Here is a 16,449-nt window from a genome sequence, read left to right on the forward strand (position 1 = left end):
TCAGGCGCGGGCCGGCGGACAGGCATACTTAACCCCACCTTAAATCGCCGCATTTAGCGTCCAACCCGAGGCCATCTTTGGGATTGGACCGGCGGAGTTCATGGCAAGAAAAGACGACCGGCGCGTCGAACCGACATTCGAGCGGCCCGCAAAGGGCCGCGCCGCGCGCGACCTTTCGGTCAGCGAGGACGACCGCGTGGTGCAGCCGCGGCGCGCCAAGCCGGGCCGGAAGAAGGCGGCCAGGCCGGCGCGCGGGCGCGGCCGGGCCAGAAAGGCGAGCGGCGGCAGACTGATCGGCGGTTTCGGCCGGCTCTTCTACTGGGCCTTCGTCCTGATGATCTGGTGCGGCATCGCCGGCGCGGGCGTCGTCATCTACTACGGCGCGCAGATGCCCGCGGCGACGACATGGTCGATTCCCGACCGGTCGCCCAACATCAAGATCGTTTCGGTGGACGGACGCCTCCTCGCCAACCGTGGAATGACCGGCGGCGAGGCGGTGGGGCTGCACGAGATGTCGCCCTACATCCCGCAGGCGGTGATGGCGATCGAGGACCGGCGCTTCTATTCGCATTTCGGCATCGATCCGATCGGGCTCGCCAGGGCGATGGCGACCAACCTGTTCCACGGCCGCCTCAGCCAGGGCGGCTCGACGCTGACGCAGCAACTGGCGAAGAACCTCTTCCTGAAGCCCGACAGGACGCTGGAGCGCAAGGTGCAGGAGGTGCTGCTGTCGCTCTGGCTCGAGCACAAGCACACCAAGGACCAGATCCTCGAAATGTACCTAAACCGGGTCTATTTCGGCTCCGGCGCCTATGGCGTGGAAGCCGCGTCCCGGCGCTACTTCGGCAAGCCGGCGCGCGACGTGACGCTCGCCGAGGCGGCGCTACTCGCCGGTCTCCTGAAAGCGCCGTCCCGCCTTTCGCCGGCGCGCGATCCAAAGGCCGCCGAGGCCCGCGCCCAGTTGGTTCTCGCGGCGATGCGCGAGGAGAAGATGGTCAGCGACAAGGAGCTTGCCACGGCGATGAGCGCGCCAGCCACGCGCGCGCCGGCCTACTGGACCGGCTCCGAGAACTATGTCGCCGACCGCATCATGGAAGACCTGCCGGGCCTGATCGGCGAGGTCCGCACCGACATCATCGTTGACGCCACCGTCGATCTCGACCTGCAGGAACTGGCCGAAAAGTCGATCCGGCGGCTGGTCGACGAAAACGGCAAGAAGCTGAACGTCAGCCAGGGCGCGCTGGTGTCGATCGACAATTCCGGCGCGGTGCGTGCGATGGTCGGCGGCTACGATTACGCGACCAGCCAGTTCGACCGCGCCTCGGAAGCGCGGCGGCAGCCCGGCTCCGCCTTCAAGCCGTTCGTGTACATGGCAGCACTCGAACAGGGCCGCACGCCGGACAGCGTGCGCAATGACGCGCCGATCAGGATCGGCAAGTGGACGCCCGAGAACTACAACGGCAAGTACTACGGCAAGGTCACGCTGGCGACGGCGCTGGCGAAGTCGCTGAACTCGGTGGCAGCACAGCTGGCCATGGAGGTCGGCCCGGAAGCCGTGGTCGAGGCAGCGCACCGCATGGGCATCGAAAGCGACCTGCAGGCCAATACGTCGATCGCGCTCGGAACGTCCGAGGTGACGCCGCTCGAACTCACCGCCGCCTATGTGCCGTTCGCCAATGGCGGCTACCGTCCCGACGTGCACTTCGTGCAGCGGGTCACCACGACGGACGGCGAGGTACTTTACGGGTTCACCGGTGGCGGCAATCCGCGCGTGGTGCGCTCCGACGTCGTCGGCATGATGAACGCCATGATGGCCGGCGCCGTCGAGACCGGCACCGCGAAGAAGGCGGCCTTCGCCTGGCCGGCCGCCGGAAAGACCGGCACCAGCCAGAACTCGCGCGACGCCTGGTTCGTCGGCTATACGGCGAACCTGACGACCGGCGTCTGGTTCGGCAATGACGACGGCGAGCCTATGCAGCGGGTGACAGGCGGCGCCCTTCCGGCGCAGGCCTGGCACGAATTCATGGTCGCGGCACACGAGGGCGTCCCGGTGGCGCGCCTGCCTGGCACCTGGCAGGCAGGCCAGGGACCGTCTGGGTCTGGCGCCGACCCGCAGGTTCGGCCCGACCTGCCGGTCGCCGACGCACCCGCGAGCCCCGCCCCGATCTCGCCGCGCGCCGAAAGCGCCGGCTATGCGCCGCCGCCGCAGGAAGAGCCGACGTCATCGATCCGCCGCATCGTGCCGCCCGGCGACGTGGGCGCTCCGGCGGCACGACGCTCGAACTCGATCCTCGACATCCTGACAGGTGGCTGAGCGCCCTGCGGGGCTGCCCGGTCAGGCGGCCAGAAGCAGCTTCTCGATGCCGTGCACCGGGTGGTTGGTGAGCGTCTTCGGCATTTCGCCGACGACCTTTCGCAGCACTTGCGGATGCAGCTTCTTGCGCAGTTCGCCGAGCACCAGCGGCGGCGCGATCAAGAATATCTCCCTGAAGTCGCCATCATGGGCGTGGCGATAGAGCCGGTCGGCCAGGTCGTCGGCGAAGCGTACCTTGCCGATCCTGTGCCAGTCGGTGTCCTCGACGGCGCTGCGATGCGCCGACGGGCCGTCGCTGAAGCGCCCGGGCCGGTCGGCGCCCTGCTCGCGGGTCGACGGATTCTCCTGCACGACACCGTGCACGATCTGGAAGTTCGGATGGACCGTATCGCCCTGGTTTTCCAGGAAGAGCGCCTTTTCGCCGTCGGCGACCAGAAGCCAGAGGCCATGTCTGAGTACGATGCGGTCCATGTGTATTCTCCTGCTATTGCCCCCGCCAGTCCGGAACGCGGACGGAACTGCCTTGTTCCTCGTTCAGGCAACAGCGTGACTACGGCGCCTTTGAGGTCGGCGAGCGGACACAGGAAAAATTTTGCGCGCATGTCGCGCGCGGGGGAAAATCGATTGCAGCGACACCGCAGCCACGCCACGGCTTTCCTTCAGGGCCGGGGCCCGCAGCGGTAAAACCGCGATATGGCAGCCGGACTTTCACCGATGACCGAGGACGCCCCCAGGCTGAATGCCTTCCCGATCTTCATGCGGGCGCAAGGCAGGACCGTCGTCGTCATCGGCGACGGCGACGAGGCACTTGCGAAAGCGCGCCTGCTCGCCCAGTCCAGCGCGTTGCTTCGCGTCGTCACGGCGCGGCCAACCCCCGCCCTGCTGTCCTGGATCGAGGCCAACGATGCCGAGCATGTCCGTGCGCCATACGCCCCCGACCAGATCGAGGGCGCCGTCATGGTCTTCGCGGCGACCGGCATCGAGGCGCTCGACCACAGGATTTCGAACGACGCCCGCGCCGCCGGCATCCCGGTGAACGCCGTCGATCGCCCCGATCTCTGCGACTTCTTCACCCCGGCCATCGTCAACCGGGCGCCGCTGGCGATCGCCATCGGAACAGAAGGCGCGGGGCCGGTACTCGCGCAGATCGTCCGCGCCCGGATCGACCGGCTGCTTTCGCCATCGCTCGGGCCACTCGCGACGCTGGCCAACACCTTCCGGGACGCCGCCGAGCGGCTCTTGCCGAAGGGCAGCCCGCGCCGCCGCTTCTGGAACGAGTTTTTCACGGGCGCGCCGGCCCGCGCGCTCGAGGCAGGCAATGCCGCCTCAGCCAGGCAGGCCGCGACCGAACTGCTTGCGCGTTCCACAGCCACGCGGGGGCATGTCGCCCTGGTCGGCGCCGGTCCGGGCGCCGAAGACCTCCTGACGCTGCGCGCGCAGCGGCTGTTGATGGACGCCGACGCCATCGTGTTCGATGCTCTCGTACCCGACGCGGTGGTGGCCATGGGCCGACGCGACGCCGAGCGCCTGCCGGTCGGCAAGCGCAAGGGCTGCCATTCGAAGAGCCAGGCCGAGATCAACGCGCTGCTGATCGACCTCGGTAACTCGGGCAAGCGCGTCGTCAGGCTGAAGTCCGGCGACCCGCTGGTCTTCGGCCGCGCCGGCGAGGAGATGGCCGCGCTTCGCGATGCCGGCGTCTCCTACGAGGTGGTGCCGGGCGTCACCGCCGCCTTTGCCGCCGCCGCTGACTTCGAACTGCCGTTGACGCTGCGCGGCGTCTCGTCGTCGATGGTGTTCACCACCGGGCATGACCTCAAGGGCGGCACGCTGCCCGACTGGGCGAGCCTCGCCATCTCTGGCGCGACGGTCGCCGTCTACATGGGTCGCTCCGTCGCAGCCGATGTCGCCGCCCGCCTGATCGACGCCGGCCTGCCCTCTGACACCGCGGTCGCCGTCGTCGAGAATGCCAGCCTGCCGACCCGGCGGCGTTTCCACGGCACGCTCGCGGACCTGCCTTCGCTTGAATCGCGGGCGGACCTCACAGGCCCGGTGATGACCGTGATCGGCGACGCGGTCGCCGGCGCCAATTTCGAACATTCCACGCCGCTCGCGGCGCACAGGCAGGTCGCACCGGCCGAGCACCAGGGGACGGACGCATGAAGATTCTGACTGCAAACCGCCTTACCGACGGCGAAGCCGTCTGGCTCGCCCGCGACGGCATCTGGGCCGAAGGCATCGAGGATGCCGAGACCGCCAGAGACAAGGACGGCGAGGCAAGGCTCGAGGCGATCGGCAAGGCGGCCAGCGAAGCCAACCAGGTTGTCGACGTCAATCTCATCGACGTCGAGTTGCTCGACGGCGGAATCGTGCCGCTGCGGCTGCGCGAGCGGATCCGCGCGGCCGGCCCGACCAACCGCGCCGATCTTGGAAAACAGGCCCGCCCCGGAACCGGTCCGGCGGCGTAACAGGACACGGCGGACGCGCCAGGGAAGACGAAGATGTACCGCTACGACGAGTTCGACCACGATTTCGTACGCGCCCGCGTCGCCGAATTCAGCGATCAGGTCGCCCGGCGCCTTGCAGGCGAGATCACCGAAGACCAGTTCAAGCCGCTCAGGCTGATGAACGGCGTCTACCTGCAACTGCACGCCTACATGCTGCGGATCGCCATCCCCTACGGCACGCTGAACTCGAAGCAGATGCGCATGCTGGCGCATATCGCGCGCACCTACGACAAGGGCTACGGCCACTTCACGACGCGCCAGAACCTGCAGTTCAACTGGCCGGCGCTCTCCGACATGCCTGATATCCTCGCCGACCTCGCCTCGGTCGAGATGCACGCCATCCAGACCAGCGGCAACTGCATCCGCAACGTGACCGCCGACCATTTTGCCGGCGCGGCGGCGGACGAGGTCGCCGACCCCAGGCCCTATGCCGAGATCCTGCGCCAGTGGTCGTCGGTGCATCCCGAGTTCTCCTACCTGCCGCGCAAGTTCAAGATCGCAGTCACCGGCGCCAGCCGCGACCGCGCAGCCATCCAGACGCACGACATCGGCCTGCACCTGAAGAAGGACGCCGGCGGCATGCTGGGCTTTGCCGTCTATGTCGGCGGCGGCCAGGGCCGCACGCCTATGGTGGCGAAGAAGATCCGGGACTTCCTGCCGGAGGAAGACCTGCTGTCCTACACGACGGCGATCATGCGCGTGTACAATCTCTACGGGCGGCGCGACAACAAATACAAGGCGCGCATCAAGATCCTCGTCCACGAGACCGGACCGGAGGAGTTCGCGCGCCAGGTCGAGGCCGAATGGGATGAACTCAGGAACGGCGGACTGAAGCTGCCGGAAGCCGACATCCGGGCGATCGAAGCCTATTTCGAGCCGCCGCCGCTGGCCGACCGGCCCGAAGGCGACGACGCCTTGCGGGCCGCCAGGCTCGATTCCCGAAGCTTCGGCGCGTGGCTCGACCAGAACGTCACGACGCACCGGCATCCCGACTATGCCGCCGTGACCATTTCCCTGAAGGGGATCGGCGAGGTGCCGGGAGACGCCAGCGACAGCCAGATGGACGCGGTGGCCGATCTTGCTGAGCGCTACGCTTTCGACGAGATCCGGGTCAGCCACGAGCAGAACCTGATCCTGCCGCATGTCGCGCGCGCCGACCTCAAGGCGGTTCACGACGCGCTGGTCGATATCGGGCTCGCCACCGCCAATTCGAACCTGATTTCCGACATCATCGCCTGCCCGGGCCTCGACTAATGCGCGCTGGCCAACGCCCGCTCGATCATCGTGGCGCAGAACATCTCGAAGCGTTTTGCGTCGCTCGAACGGCAGCGCGATATCGGCGAGCTGAAACTCAAGATCTCGGGCTGCATCAACGCCTGCGGACACCACCACGTCGGCCATATCGGCATACTCGGCGTCGAGAAGAAGGGCGCGGAACTCTACCAGGTCACGCTTGGCGGGTCGGGCGACGAGAATACCTCCGTTGGCGAGATCATCGGCCGCGGCTTCGGGCCGGACGAGATCACCGATGCGATCGAGACGATCGTCGACACCTATCTGGCGATCCGCCTCGACGCCGGCGAAAAGTTCCTCGACGCCTATCGCAGGATCGGTCCCGCGCCGTTCAAGGAGGCGCTCTATGCTGGCGAAGCCAAGGCCGCGTGACGGCGAGGCCGAGGCGCTCGGCCACGCCGCGAGCCTCGAAGCGCTGTACGGCCACCTGCCGGCCGAGAAGATCGTCGAACTGGCGATCCGCGAGGAGTTTGCCGGTCGGATCGCCGCCGTGTCCTCGTTCGGCGCGGATTCGGCCGTCCTGCTGGACATCATTGCCCGCGTCGACCGCGGCCTGCCGGTTCTTTTCCTCGACACCGGCAAGCATTTCGAAGAAACCCTTTCCTACCGCGACGCGCTTGCGGCCGACTTCGGCCTGACCGACGTCAAGGTTCTGAAACCGGACGAAGGCGCGCTCGAGCGGGTCGATCCCGACGGACGGCTTCACCAGTCGGACACCGACGCGTGCTGCGCCGTCCGCAAGGTCGAACCGCTGGCACGTGGCGTCGCTCCGTTCGACGCCTGGTTCACCGGCCGCAAGCGCTTCCAGGCTGCGACGCGCGCCACGCTGCCGGTCTTCGAGTCCGTTGGTTCGCGCATCCGCATCAACCCGCTGGCGCGCTGGACCACGTCCGACCAGGCCGACTACATGCGCTCGCATCGCCTGCGCGAAAACCCGCTCGTCGCCTACGGCTACCTGTCGATCGGCTGCTTCCCCTGCACGCAGCCGGTGCAGCCCGGCGACGATGCGCGCAGCGGACGCTGGGCCGGGCAGGCCAAGGTCGAATGCGGCATCCACCTCACCGGGCTCGACGCCTCATTGACGGATTCCTCGCTATGATCTCAGCCACTGTGCTCGAACCCAAGACTGCCGCCGACGCGCAGCCGGCGCCGCGCCTGTGGACGCCGGGCGGCTTCCGGGACGACGAGTGGACGCACGCCGAAAGCGGCGACGCGCTTTCCGGCAATGGGCGCTTCATCCTGCCGCTCGCCGCAGTGCTCGCGCTCAACCCGGACGCCAGGAAGTCGGCGCGCGAGCGGCTGGGCGTCCTGCTACAGCCCGGCGACAAGCTGGATGCGATTGCGGGCATTCTCGACGACCTGTCGCTCGTCGCGCTGGCCTTTCCGGCTTTCAATGACGGCCGCTCCTTCTCCAAGGCGGAGCTGCTGCGGTCGCGCCACGGTTTCGCAGGGCCGATCCGCGCCACGGGGCAAGTCCTCGTGGACCAGCTGCCGCACATGCTGCGGCTCGGCTTCGACGAATTCGAGGTTTCGCATCCGGTGCTCATCCGGCGCCTGGAGAGCGGCAATGCGGGCGGTCTCGGCCTCTACTACCAGCCGACCACGTCACAGGCAGAGAAGCCCGGAGCCTATTCCTGGCGGCGCACCCGCTAGCGGATAGGTGGCGATCAGCCTCCTTTGCTGGCGGCGGACGTCGGGCCGGCCTCCGCTTCCGCCCTGTCGAGTTCGGCCATCAGCGTCAGAAACCGTTCCGGCATGTGATGCTCGATTCGGAAAAGCGGCAGCGTCCGGGCAAAGCGCCTCGTCGGCGCCGATCCCAGCTGCTTCCTGATCTCCTGACGGAGGATTTCGTTGCTGTCTGCTTTCTCTCGGGACATCGTGTTTCCACCATTCGTTGAAACCGAAACCCTGCTTCCACCCAAATTGTTCCCTCCCGCGCCAGTCTCGACAAGGCGACACCGCGAACACGGTAAACTTTGAATTAAATGCCATAGATGCCGACCGCGGAGCGCGCCGGCCTGCGGCTGGCCGCTTCGTTTGCCTTTGACCCTTGATTTTTGCTCCCCGAACATCGATATCCGCCCCAAAATTCCAGCACTGACGGACGATCGATGAGCGACCACGCAAACGACGAACACGCGCCCGACGAGAACCAGTCCGCCGACGCCGCCGATAACAAGGCGGAAGGCGCGGCCGACGCCGACTACGAAGCCGTCGTGCGTCTGCTCAAGGAAAACGAAGAGCTCAAGGACCGCGCGCTGCGCGCCGCGGCGGAGATGGAAAACCTGCGCCGCCGCACGGCGCGCGACGTGCATGACGCGCGCTCCTACGCGATCGCCAATTTCGCACGCGACATGCTCTCGGTTTCCGACAACCTGCGCCGGGCACTCGATGCCATTCCGGCCGAGGCGATGGCGGCCGGCGACGCCGGTTTCAAGGCTCTGATCGAAGGCGTCGACATCACCGAACGGGCGATGCTCGCGGCGCTCGAGCGGCACGGCGTCAAGAAGCTGCAGCCGGAAGGCGAGAAGTTCGACCCCAACTTCCACCAGGCGATGTTCGAGGTCCCCAACCCGGACGTGCCGGCCAGCACCGTCGTGCAGGTCGTGCAGCCGGGCTACTCGATCGGCGACCGGGTGCTGCGCCCGGCCATGGTCGGCGTCGCCAAGGGCGGGCCCAAGCCGGTGTCCGACGCGGTCCCCGAGCCTGGGCCGGTGGACGGCCAGGCCGAAACCGACGCCTGACCTTCCTGCGGCCGTGCCATTCGTCTATTGCTGACGGATGGACCTCATCCAGTTGCTCGACTATGCCGGCGTCGCCGTCTTCGCGGCGACCGGCGCGCTTGCGGCTTCGAGGAAGCAACTCGACATCATCGGCTTCCTGTTCCTGGCCTGCGTCACCGGCATCGGCGGCGGGACGTTCCGGGATGTGATCCTCAACATTCCCGTCTTCTGGGTCGGCAACCGAACCTACGTGACGATCTGCGCGGCGGTTGCCGTGCTTGCCTACTTCACCTCGCATTTGGTCGAGTCGCGCTACCGGCTGCTGCTCTGGCTCGACGCGGTCGGCCTTGCGGCCTTTTCCGTCATGGGCGCGGCCAAGGGCCTCGCCATCACGGGATCGCCGGTCGTGGCGATCGTCACGGGCCTGCTCACGGCCACGTTCGGCGGCATCCTGCGCGACCTGCTGACGGGTGAGCCTTCGGTCCTGCTGAGGCCGGAAATCTACGTAACCGCCGCCATGACGGGTGCCGCGGTCTACACCGTCGCCGACATGGCGATGCTTCCAGTGGGCGTTTCAGCCGCCATCGCCTTCGCCGCCGCGTTTCTGGTGCGGGGCGGCGCGCTGAAGTTCGGCTGGCGCGTCCCGACCTACCGGGGCCGGCCCGGACGGCATCCCGACGACATTCCCTGATCGTGCCTGCCGCTTAGCACGGGTGCCTTGGCACTCACGCGGCGAAGCGCTCCGCCTCCCCTCCGTAGTAGCTGACATAGCGGGCGGCGATCTGCTTGACCGGCATGACGATGAAGACGTCGACGGTTCCGAACTGATGGTCGATCACGCAGCCGTCGCCGATCTTGGCCCCGACGCGCAGGTAGCCCTTGATGAGGGGCGGCAGGGCGGCGAGCGCGGACTTCATGGTGATCGCTTCGGCCGGCATCAGGTCGATCGGGCAATACCGGCCGGCAACGGCGCGGACGTCCCATTCGCGGCTGGCCCGGCAGTTGTGCGCCAGGTAGGAGAGCGCCTCGGCGTGCACGGCGGGCACCGTACCGTGGAAGGACGCGCAGCCGGTCATGACGCCGATACGGTGCAGGTTGATGTAGGCCCAGATGCCCTGCCACAGCAACTCGATGGTGCGCTTGGATCGGTATTGCGGCAGCACGCATGACCGGCCGAGTTCCAGGAAGCGCTGCCCGGGATGGCGCGCGACGAGATTCCTCAGCTCGAACTCGTCCTCGGAATAGAACCCGCCGGCCTCCGCGGCGACTTCCTGGCGCAGCAGCCGGTAGGTGCCGACGATGCGCCTGTGATCGGGTCCGGGAAGCGAGGTGTCGAAAACCAGGAGATGATCGCAGACCTCGTCGAAGCGGTCGGTGTCACGCCCTGCCGCCGCCTGCGGCCCGTTCGGTCTCGCTCCGAGTTCGTCATAGAAGACGCGGTAGCGGACTTCCTGTGCCGCAGCAATTTCAGAGGCGTTGCGGGCGAGGCGAACTTCCAGGACGCCGATGCGCCCGAGCGGCTCGGCCGCGGTATTTTCCGGGAAGCTCCCGGCTAGGACGGCTGTCGGCAGGGTCGCATGAGCGTCACGATCCGGCAATGCTCGCACGGGCGATTCTCCTTCGAGCCATTCCACTTGGCGCGGGATACGCACGATATGCAACAGGACTGTGACACTACCGTGATCGGCAAGACCCGGCAATAGTTTGCCGGGCGACAGCCGGCCGCTCGGAAAGGCAGCCGGCTCAGCAGCGCCCGCGGATCATGCTGCTGCGGTTGCCGCGCGCTCTTCGACGCTGCGCACCAGCGCTTCGGGGTCGAGCGGCTTGGTGACGAACCCGCTGGCGCCGTGCGCGAGGACCGCGTGCCGCGTCTTTTCCTGGCTGTCGGCCGACAGCACCATGATCGGTACCGGCGGGACGCCGACTTCCTCCTCGTACCGGCGGATGGCCGCGATGGCGTCGAGGCCATCCATGACCGGCATGTGCAGGTCCATCAGCACGACGTCGTAGCGCCGCTTGCGGCCGCCGCCGGTGACCGCCTCGACGGCCGCCTTGCCGTTGCCGACGATATCGACGCGGTGGCCGGCCTTGAGCAGCGTCGCCCGCGCCAGCATGGCGTTGATGTCGTTGTCCTCGGCGACGAGGATGGCCAGTCCCGGCAATCGATTGCTCCGGGCGAGTGGGGCCGCAACCGGCGCGCCCATGCCGACGGCCGGCCTTGCCGGCTCCTGCGGCGACGCGATGCCCGCGACCAGTATCCGCAGCAGCGTTTCGCCGCGCACCGGCCGGGCCAGGAACGTCGAATAGCCGCTGGCGCGGAACTCGCCCAGCATTCCCCGGTCGGTCGGCGCGATCATGGTGACCGCATCGGCCGACGTGAAGCCGCCCTGGCGCAGGCGCTTGAGCACCCGCCCGTCCGACTTCTCGGCCGCCGCGTCGACCAGAAGCGCGGTGCACCCGTCGCCGAGCGCGGCAGCCTGCGCGACTGTAGCGGCGATCTCGACCGCGCCGCCATGCGCGCGCACCGTCATGGCGATGGCTTCGGCCTCGACGGCGTTCCTGGAAAGCACGACGACCTTGCGCCCGGCGAGCACCTCGCCGCGCATCTGCGGAGCCGCGACAGCCTCTGCCGCCGGGATCTCGAAGGCGAATTCGGAACCCTTGCCTGGCTGGCTGGAAACCGAGATCGTGCCGCCCATCGAACCGACCAGTCGCTTGGAGATGGCCAGGCCGAGGCCAGCGCCGCCGTGCGCCCTGGTCGAGCTTCCATCGGCCTGCTCGAACTCCTCGAAGATGCGGTTCGTGTCCTCCGGTCGCAGACCCGGCCCGGTGTCGGCGACGCAGAAGCGGATCATGCCGTCCCCGCCCTCGCCGGCCTTTGTCACGGTCAGGAGAACGCCGCCGGCGTCGGTGAACTTGATGGCGTTGCCAAGCAGGTTGAGCAGCACCTGGCGCACGCGACCGGGATCTGACGTGATCATCTGCGGTACGTCGGGCGCGACGTGGCAGCCGAGGCCGATGTCCTTGGCGAAGGCCTTGGCCGCCAGCAGCTCGACGACGTTGTCGGCGATCTCGCGTGGCGACATGGGCTGCGGCTCGACGTCGAAGCGGCCCGCCTCGATCTTGGTGTAGTCGAGCAGGTCCTCTATCAGGGCCAGCAGGGCGGAGGCCGATGTCGAGACCGCACCGACATAGGTACGCTGTTCCGGCGACAACTCGGTGTCGGCGAGCAGCTTGGCCATGCCCATGATGCCGTTCATCGGCGTCCGTATCTCGTGGCTGACGGTCGCCAGGAAGCGCGACTTCGCCAGGCTGGCGAACTCCGCGCGCTCGCGGGCGTTGATCAGCGCGGTCTCGGCCCGCTTGCGCGAGGTGATGTCCCGCGCGATCGCCCGGTGCGAGACCTGGCCCGTCGCCTTGTCCTGCACCGACAGCTCGATCCAGGAAAACCAGCGCGGCCCGGTGGGGGAGCGGATCGCAACATCGGTCGAACTCAGGCACTCGCCTTCGGCGAATGCCGCATCGGGTACGATGCCGACATCGACGCCGAGCTGCGCCAGGGTCTGCCCCGCAAGGTCGCGGTGATCTATGCCGACCAGTTCGGCGAAGACCTTGTTGGCGTAGACGATGCGTCCCTCGCGATCGCGATGGATGACGAGATCGCCGAGCGCATCGATGAGGCCCCGGAAACGCTCCTCGCTTTCCTGCATCTCCCACATGCGGTCGGCGAGCGTCTCGACTTCCGCGCGACTCCGCGCCGAGTTCTCAGCGATGATCGAGCGCGCCCGGCTCTCGGTGCGCATCGAGCGCACCAGGATGGCCAGGCACGCGAAACCGACCGCCGCGAGCGCAATGACCAGGAAATCCGGAGCGCCTGTCAGGCGGGCGACGCCGGCGAGCGCGATGACGGCCGTGACCGTGAGCAGGGAAAGCGGCCGCCAGGTGCGCCGCGGCAGATCCGGCGCGAGCGGAGGCGCGGCGACGAGCCTTCGCGCCGGCGCGCCCGCGGGAGAGTTCGTGCCGGCCAATCTGTCTTCCTGCGCGGATTGCGAAGCCATGCCGCACCATGGCAGAGACAGATTAGGGAAGCTTTCGAGTGCTCACTCGTATTTTAACGACCTGCGCAAGCGCCTGAAAAATCAGGGTTTCCGATCGGCCAGGGCGCTACATCTCGACGACGACCCTGCCCCTGATCTTGCCTTCGACGATGCCGCGCGCAGCGTCGATGATGCCGTCGAAACCGATGCTTGTGGTGAGCGCGGCGAGCTTGTCGCGATCGAGGTCGGCGGCAAGACGCCGCCACGCTTCGACGCGCAGCGGCTTGGGAGCCATCACCGAATCGACGCCGAGCAGGGCGACCCCTCGCAGGATGAAGGGCGCGACGGTGGCGGGCAGATCCATACCGCCGGCGAGGCCGCAGGCGGCGATTGCGCCGCCATAGGACGTCATCGACAGCACGTTGGCCAGCGTGTGGCTGCCGACGCTGTCGACGCCGCATGCCCAGCGCTCCTTGCCGAGCGGCCGCACCGCGCCGCTCAGTTCCTCGCGCGCCATGACCTCCGCGGCACCAAGGTCCTTGAGATAGCCTACTTCCGACATCCTTCCGGTCGACGCAACGACGTGGAATCCCAGGCCGGAGAGGATGGAGACGGCAATCGAGCCAACGCCGCCGGCTGCCCCGGTGACGATAGCCGGGCCTGCGGCGGGGGTGACCCCGTAGCGCTCCAGAGCCATCGCGCAGAGCATCGCCGTGTATCCCGCCGTGCCGATCGCCATCGCCTCGCGCGGTGTCAGGCCGGTCGGCAGAGGCACCAGCCACTCCCCCTTCACCCGCGCCCTGCCGGCATAGGCGCCGAAATGCGTCTCGCCGGTCCCCCATCCGTTCAGGATCACCCGGTCGCCGGCCTTCCAGTCGGCATGGTCGGAGGCGACGACGGTCCCCGCGAAGTCGACGCCCGGAACCATCGGGAACCGCCTGACCACCGGCGCCTTGCCGGTGATCGCCAGCCCGTCCTTGTAGTTGACGGTGGTCGCCTCGACGGCGACGGTCACGTCCCCGTCCATGAGATCGGCCTCGGTCAACTCGGTGGTGGCCACCGATTGCCTGTTTTCGTCGTCGCGGGTGATCAGGATCGCCTTGAAGCTTTCGGACATCGCTTCCTCCCGGCTGTGCGGATCAGTTGGCCGTGCCTGCGTCGGCGCGCTGCCGGCGCCAGCCGATGAACTCGTCAAGCACCACCATGGCCGCGCCCACCGTGATGAAAACGTCGGCCAGGTTGAAGATCGCGAACGACCAGACCGGCGTGTGGAACAGGATATAGTCGATCACGTGGCCGTAGACGCTGCGATCGATAAGATTGCCGATCGCCCCGCCGATCACCAGCGCGAAGCCGACGCGCGAAAGCCATTGGCTGCCGGTCGAACGACTGGCGAGATAGAGCACGAAGGCGATCACGGCGAGCGAGACGACGATCAGCGGCGTGTCGCCGAAGGACGAAAGCATCGAGAAGGCGACACCGGTGTTGTAGGTGCGGTAGAGCGCCAGGAACGGAATGACCTCGACCATCTCGTGCATCTGCAGCCGCGTTTCGACCAGGTACTTGATCCACTGGTCGAGCGCCACGGCCACCGCGACGAGCGCGGCATAGAGGGGAAGCTGTTTCACGCGCGCGCGTCTCCGTCATCGAGCGTGAGCCCGGATCGCCGTATCTCGAAAAGCATGACGCCGGTGGCGACCGCCAGGTTGAGCGAATCGGCGCGGCCGGCCTGCGGAATGCGCAGCAGCCGGTCGCAGATTTCCGCCAGAGCGTCCGGCAGTCCCTGCTGCTCGTTGCCCATGAGAAGCAGCACCGGCCGGCCGCTGAAATCCACCGAACGGTAGTCGACCGCGCCCTTGAGATGGGTGCCCGCGACCAGGCCGGAAAAGCCCTTGCGCCACGCCATGAACGCATCCTGCGACGCTTTCGCCACCGGCACGGCGAAGATAGAGCCCATCGTGGCGCGCACCGTTTCCAGCGAGAACGGATCGGTGGTTTCGCCGACCAGGATGACGCCCTTCGCGCCGACCGCATCGACGGTGCGGATCACCGTGCCGAGATTGCCCGGATCGCGCACGCGGTCGAGCGCGACCCAGACGTCGCCCGGCGCCGGGCGGATGTCTTTCAGCGGCACCAGCCTCTGTTCGAAAACGCCGACAACCGCCTGCGGGTTGTCGCGGCGCGTGACCGCGGTGAGCACCTTCTCCGTCACCTCGAGCACGGTTCCGCCGGCGGCCACGGTCCTCGCCGCCGCCTTCTCCACCGCCGGATTGCCGAGTGCGGACTTGGCGAAGATCAGCGTCCTGATCGACCAGCCGAGGTCGAGGGCGTCGATCACCAGCTTCAGTCCCTCGGCCATGAAGGCCTGCTGCTCGTCGCGGAATTTCTTCAGCGACAGCGCCTTGATTTCCTTCACCAGCGGGTTGGCGAGGCTGGTGACCTCCTTGACCCTGCCCGGCGCGCCTGCGGTGCGGTGCCCGGTCATGCTGCGACCCAGCGCGAGAAAAGCGATGTCGAGAGCGCGCGCCCGGCCGACTTCTCGCGGATGATCAACTCGCCCGACTCGACCGTCCCGCCCATGCCGGCGAAACTGTCGCGCATCAGCGCGTGGATGGCGAAGAACGACGCCCGGATGGAATAGGCCGTCAGGACAACCGCAAGGGGTTTGGGCGTCAGGACCCGGCGGCACAGGTCCGTCAGCGCCGGCAGGTCCTCGAAGAGCTGCCATACCTCTCCCTTGGGACCGCGCCCGTAGGCCGGCGGGTCGAACAGCACGATGTCGTAGTGGCTGCCGCGGCGAACCTCGCGCTCCGCGAACTTCATCGCGTCCTCGCAGATCCAGCGGATCGGCTTCTGCAGGAGGCCGGCGATCTCCTGGTTCTCGCGCGCCCAGCCGATCGCCTTCTTCGACGCGTCGACATGCGTGACCTCGGCCCCGGCGCGCGCCGCCACCAGCGAGGCGAGCCCGGTATAGCCGAAAAGGTTGAGCACCTTCACCGGCCGCCGCGCTCTCTCGATGAGGCCCGCCATGTGGTCCCAGTGCGAGGCCTGCTCGGGAAACACGCCGACATGGCGGAAGGAGGTGAAGCGCCCGAGATAGTGGATGCCGTCATGCTTCATCGGCCAGGTTTCGCCGAGCGGCGTCTTCGGGAACCGCCAGCGGCCCATGCCCTCTTCGTCGGTATCGCCGGTGAAGATCGCGTCGACCCGGCTCCATTCGCCTTCCGGCAGGGCGCGCCGCCAGATCGCCTGTCCCTCGGGACGCACGATCCTGTAGGGGCCGTACTGCTCGAGCTTCTGGCCGTCGCCGCTGTCGAGCAACGCATAGTCGGCGTTGGGCGCTACTTCGAGGATCACCGGCAGCCTCTCGCCGGGTAATGCGCCGGCGCGGCGTGGCGGCGCCTCGCGCTGTGCCGGGGCCTCGGCGGCGACCCGGTTCCCATGCCGCTGCTGCGGCGGACGCGGTTGCGAGCGGCCCGGTTCTGGACGTCGGTCGTGGCGATTATCGCGCGTCGGCTTCAACGGGCTCTCCGGACGATGGCGCCCGCTTTTGGCATAGCGCATCGCCGCGCGCAACA

15 protein-coding genes and 1 pseudogene are annotated in these 16,449 nt (G+C 67.8%); 8 read left to right on the forward strand and 8 right to left on the reverse strand.

Annotation, left to right across the window (positions count from 1 at the left end; translation table 11 throughout):
• Window positions 1-100: 100 nt before the first annotated feature.
• On the forward strand, window positions 101-2,314 hold the full coding sequence (locus ABUE31_RS15555; RefSeq protein ID WP_367724572.1) for a PBP1A family penicillin-binding protein: 2,214 nt from the start codon (window positions 101-103) through the stop codon (window positions 2,312-2,314).
• 21 nt (window positions 2,315-2,335) lie between these two features.
• On the opposite strand, the gene ABUE31_RS15560 is transcribed toward ABUE31_RS15555, so the two are convergent.
• Window positions 2,336-2,785 (reverse strand): host attachment family protein, encoded by a 450-nt coding sequence (locus ABUE31_RS15560; protein ID WP_367724573.1) that lies wholly within the window; start codon window positions 2,783-2,785, stop codon window positions 2,336-2,338.
• A 243-nt stretch (window positions 2,786-3,028) separates the two neighbouring features.
• Here ABUE31_RS15560 and cysG point away from each other — a divergent pair, with 243 nt between their 5' ends.
• The 5 genes and pseudogenes from cysG to ABUE31_RS15585 all read left to right on the forward strand — a co-directional run bounded on the left by cysG (window position 3,029) and on the right by ABUE31_RS15585 (window position 7,764).
• Window positions 3,029-4,474 (forward strand): siroheme synthase CysG, encoded by a 1,446-nt coding sequence (gene cysG, locus ABUE31_RS15565; RefSeq protein ID WP_367724574.1) that lies wholly within the window; start codon window positions 3,029-3,031, stop codon window positions 4,472-4,474.
• Window positions 4,471-4,779: a DUF2849 domain-containing protein gene (locus ABUE31_RS15570; protein ID WP_367724575.1), complete on the forward strand. Its 309-nt coding sequence runs from the start codon at window positions 4,471-4,473 to the stop codon at window positions 4,777-4,779. The genes cysG and ABUE31_RS15570 overlap by 4 nt, the downstream gene beginning before the upstream one ends.
• 33 nt (window positions 4,780-4,812) lie before the next feature.
• Window positions 4,813-6,483: pseudogene (locus tag ABUE31_RS15575) on the forward strand (nitrite/sulfite reductase).
• Window positions 6,458-7,210: a phosphoadenylyl-sulfate reductase gene (locus tag ABUE31_RS15580; protein ID WP_367724576.1), complete on the forward strand. Its 753-nt coding sequence runs from the start codon at window positions 6,458-6,460 to the stop codon at window positions 7,208-7,210. The pseudogene ABUE31_RS15575 and the gene ABUE31_RS15580 overlap by 26 nt, the downstream one beginning before the upstream one ends.
• Window positions 7,207-7,764 carry a DUF934 domain-containing protein gene (locus ABUE31_RS15585; protein ID WP_367724577.1) on the forward strand — a complete coding sequence of 186 codons (558 nt, stop codon included), beginning with the start codon at window positions 7,207-7,209 and terminating at the stop codon, window positions 7,762-7,764. Before ABUE31_RS15580 ends, ABUE31_RS15585 begins: the two co-directional genes overlap by 4 nt.
• A 14-nt stretch (window positions 7,765-7,778) precedes the next feature.
• Here ABUE31_RS15585 and ABUE31_RS15590 read toward each other — a convergent pair whose 3' ends face one another.
• Window positions 7,779-7,988, reverse strand: a complete 210-nt coding sequence (locus tag ABUE31_RS15590; RefSeq protein ID WP_367724578.1) for a hypothetical protein — start codon at window positions 7,986-7,988, stop codon at window positions 7,779-7,781.
• Between the two features lie 234 nt (window positions 7,989-8,222).
• Between ABUE31_RS15590 and grpE the strand changes: the two genes are divergently transcribed.
• Both grpE and ABUE31_RS15600 read left to right on the forward strand, forming a co-directional pair.
• On the forward strand, window positions 8,223-8,855 hold the full coding sequence (gene grpE, locus ABUE31_RS15595; protein ID WP_367724579.1) for a nucleotide exchange factor GrpE: 633 nt from the start codon (window positions 8,223-8,225) through the stop codon (window positions 8,853-8,855).
• A 37-nt stretch (window positions 8,856-8,892) separates the two neighbouring features.
• Window positions 8,893-9,525: a trimeric intracellular cation channel family protein gene (locus ABUE31_RS15600; protein ID WP_367724580.1), complete on the forward strand. Its 633-nt coding sequence runs from the start codon at window positions 8,893-8,895 to the stop codon at window positions 9,523-9,525.
• A gap of 34 nt (window positions 9,526-9,559) precedes the next feature.
• On the opposite strand, the gene olsB is transcribed toward ABUE31_RS15600, so the two are convergent.
• The 6 genes from olsB to ABUE31_RS15630 form a co-directional block, all read right to left on the reverse strand.
• A complete protein-coding gene (gene olsB, locus ABUE31_RS15605) occupies window positions 9,560-10,405 on the reverse strand; it encodes a l-ornithine N(alpha)-acyltransferase (RefSeq protein WP_367724640.1) in 846 nt (281 codons plus the stop codon).
• Window positions 10,406-10,594: 189 nt separating this feature from the next.
• Complete coding sequence (locus ABUE31_RS15610) at window positions 10,595-12,892, reverse strand: PAS domain-containing hybrid sensor histidine kinase/response regulator (RefSeq protein ID WP_367724581.1); 2,298 nt, start codon at window positions 12,890-12,892, stop codon at window positions 10,595-10,597.
• Between the two features lie 106 nt (window positions 12,893-12,998).
• Window positions 12,999-13,988, reverse strand: a complete 990-nt coding sequence (gene acuI, locus ABUE31_RS15615) for an acrylyl-CoA reductase (NADPH) (protein ID WP_367724582.1) — start codon at window positions 13,986-13,988, stop codon at window positions 12,999-13,001.
• 22 nt (window positions 13,989-14,010) lie between these two features.
• A complete protein-coding gene (lspA, locus tag ABUE31_RS15620; RefSeq protein WP_367724583.1) occupies window positions 14,011-14,499 on the reverse strand; it encodes a signal peptidase II in 489 nt (162 codons plus the stop codon).
• Window positions 14,496-15,356: a TrmH family RNA methyltransferase gene (locus ABUE31_RS15625; protein ID WP_367724584.1), complete on the reverse strand. Its 861-nt coding sequence runs from the start codon at window positions 15,354-15,356 to the stop codon at window positions 14,496-14,498. Before ABUE31_RS15625 ends, lspA begins: the two co-directional genes overlap by 4 nt.
• Window positions 15,353-16,393 carry an RsmD family RNA methyltransferase gene (locus ABUE31_RS15630; protein ID WP_367724585.1) on the reverse strand — a complete coding sequence of 347 codons (1,041 nt, stop codon included), beginning with the start codon at window positions 16,391-16,393 and terminating at the stop codon, window positions 15,353-15,355. The genes ABUE31_RS15625 and ABUE31_RS15630 overlap by 4 nt, the downstream gene beginning before the upstream one ends.
• Between the last annotated feature and the right edge of the window lie 56 nt (window positions 16,394-16,449).

The organism is Mesorhizobium marinum, assembly GCF_040813675.1.
Taxonomy (GTDB): domain Bacteria; phylum Pseudomonadota; class Alphaproteobacteria; order Rhizobiales; family Rhizobiaceae; genus Mesorhizobium_K; species Mesorhizobium_K marinum.

What these genes read in the sequence shown, in the direction of transcription:
- ABUE31_RS15555 (WP_367724572.1), top strand. Translation starts at nt 101, where the DNA reads ATGGCAAGAAAAGACGACCGGCGCGTCGAACCGACATTCGAGCGGCCC.
- ABUE31_RS15560 (WP_367724573.1), bottom strand. Translation starts at nt 2,785, where the DNA reads ATGGACCGCATCGTACTCAGACATGGCCTCTGGCTTCTGGTCGCCGAC.
- cysG (WP_367724574.1), top strand. Translation starts at nt 3,029, where the DNA reads ATGACCGAGGACGCCCCCAGGCTGAATGCCTTCCCGATCTTCATGCGG.
- ABUE31_RS15570 (WP_367724575.1), top strand. Translation starts at nt 4,471, where the DNA reads ATGAAGATTCTGACTGCAAACCGCCTTACCGACGGCGAAGCCGTCTGG.
- ABUE31_RS15580 (WP_367724576.1), top strand. Translation starts at nt 6,458, where the DNA reads ATGCTGGCGAAGCCAAGGCCGCGTGACGGCGAGGCCGAGGCGCTCGGC.
- ABUE31_RS15585 (WP_367724577.1), top strand. Translation starts at nt 7,207, where the DNA reads ATGATCTCAGCCACTGTGCTCGAACCCAAGACTGCCGCCGACGCGCAG.
- ABUE31_RS15590 (WP_367724578.1), bottom strand. Translation starts at nt 7,988, where the DNA reads ATGTCCCGAGAGAAAGCAGACAGCAACGAAATCCTCCGTCAGGAGATC.
- grpE (WP_367724579.1), top strand. Translation starts at nt 8,223, where the DNA reads ATGAGCGACCACGCAAACGACGAACACGCGCCCGACGAGAACCAGTCC.
- ABUE31_RS15600 (WP_367724580.1), top strand. Translation starts at nt 8,893, where the DNA reads ATGGACCTCATCCAGTTGCTCGACTATGCCGGCGTCGCCGTCTTCGCG.
- ABUE31_RS15610 (WP_367724581.1), bottom strand. Translation starts at nt 12,892, where the DNA reads ATGGCTTCGCAATCCGCGCAGGAAGACAGATTGGCCGGCACGAACTCT.
- acuI (WP_367724582.1), bottom strand. Translation starts at nt 13,988, where the DNA reads ATGTCCGAAAGCTTCAAGGCGATCCTGATCACCCGCGACGACGAAAAC.
- ABUE31_RS15625 (WP_367724584.1), bottom strand. Translation starts at nt 15,356, where the DNA reads ATGACCGGGCACCGCACCGCAGGCGCGCCGGGCAGGGTCAAGGAGGTC.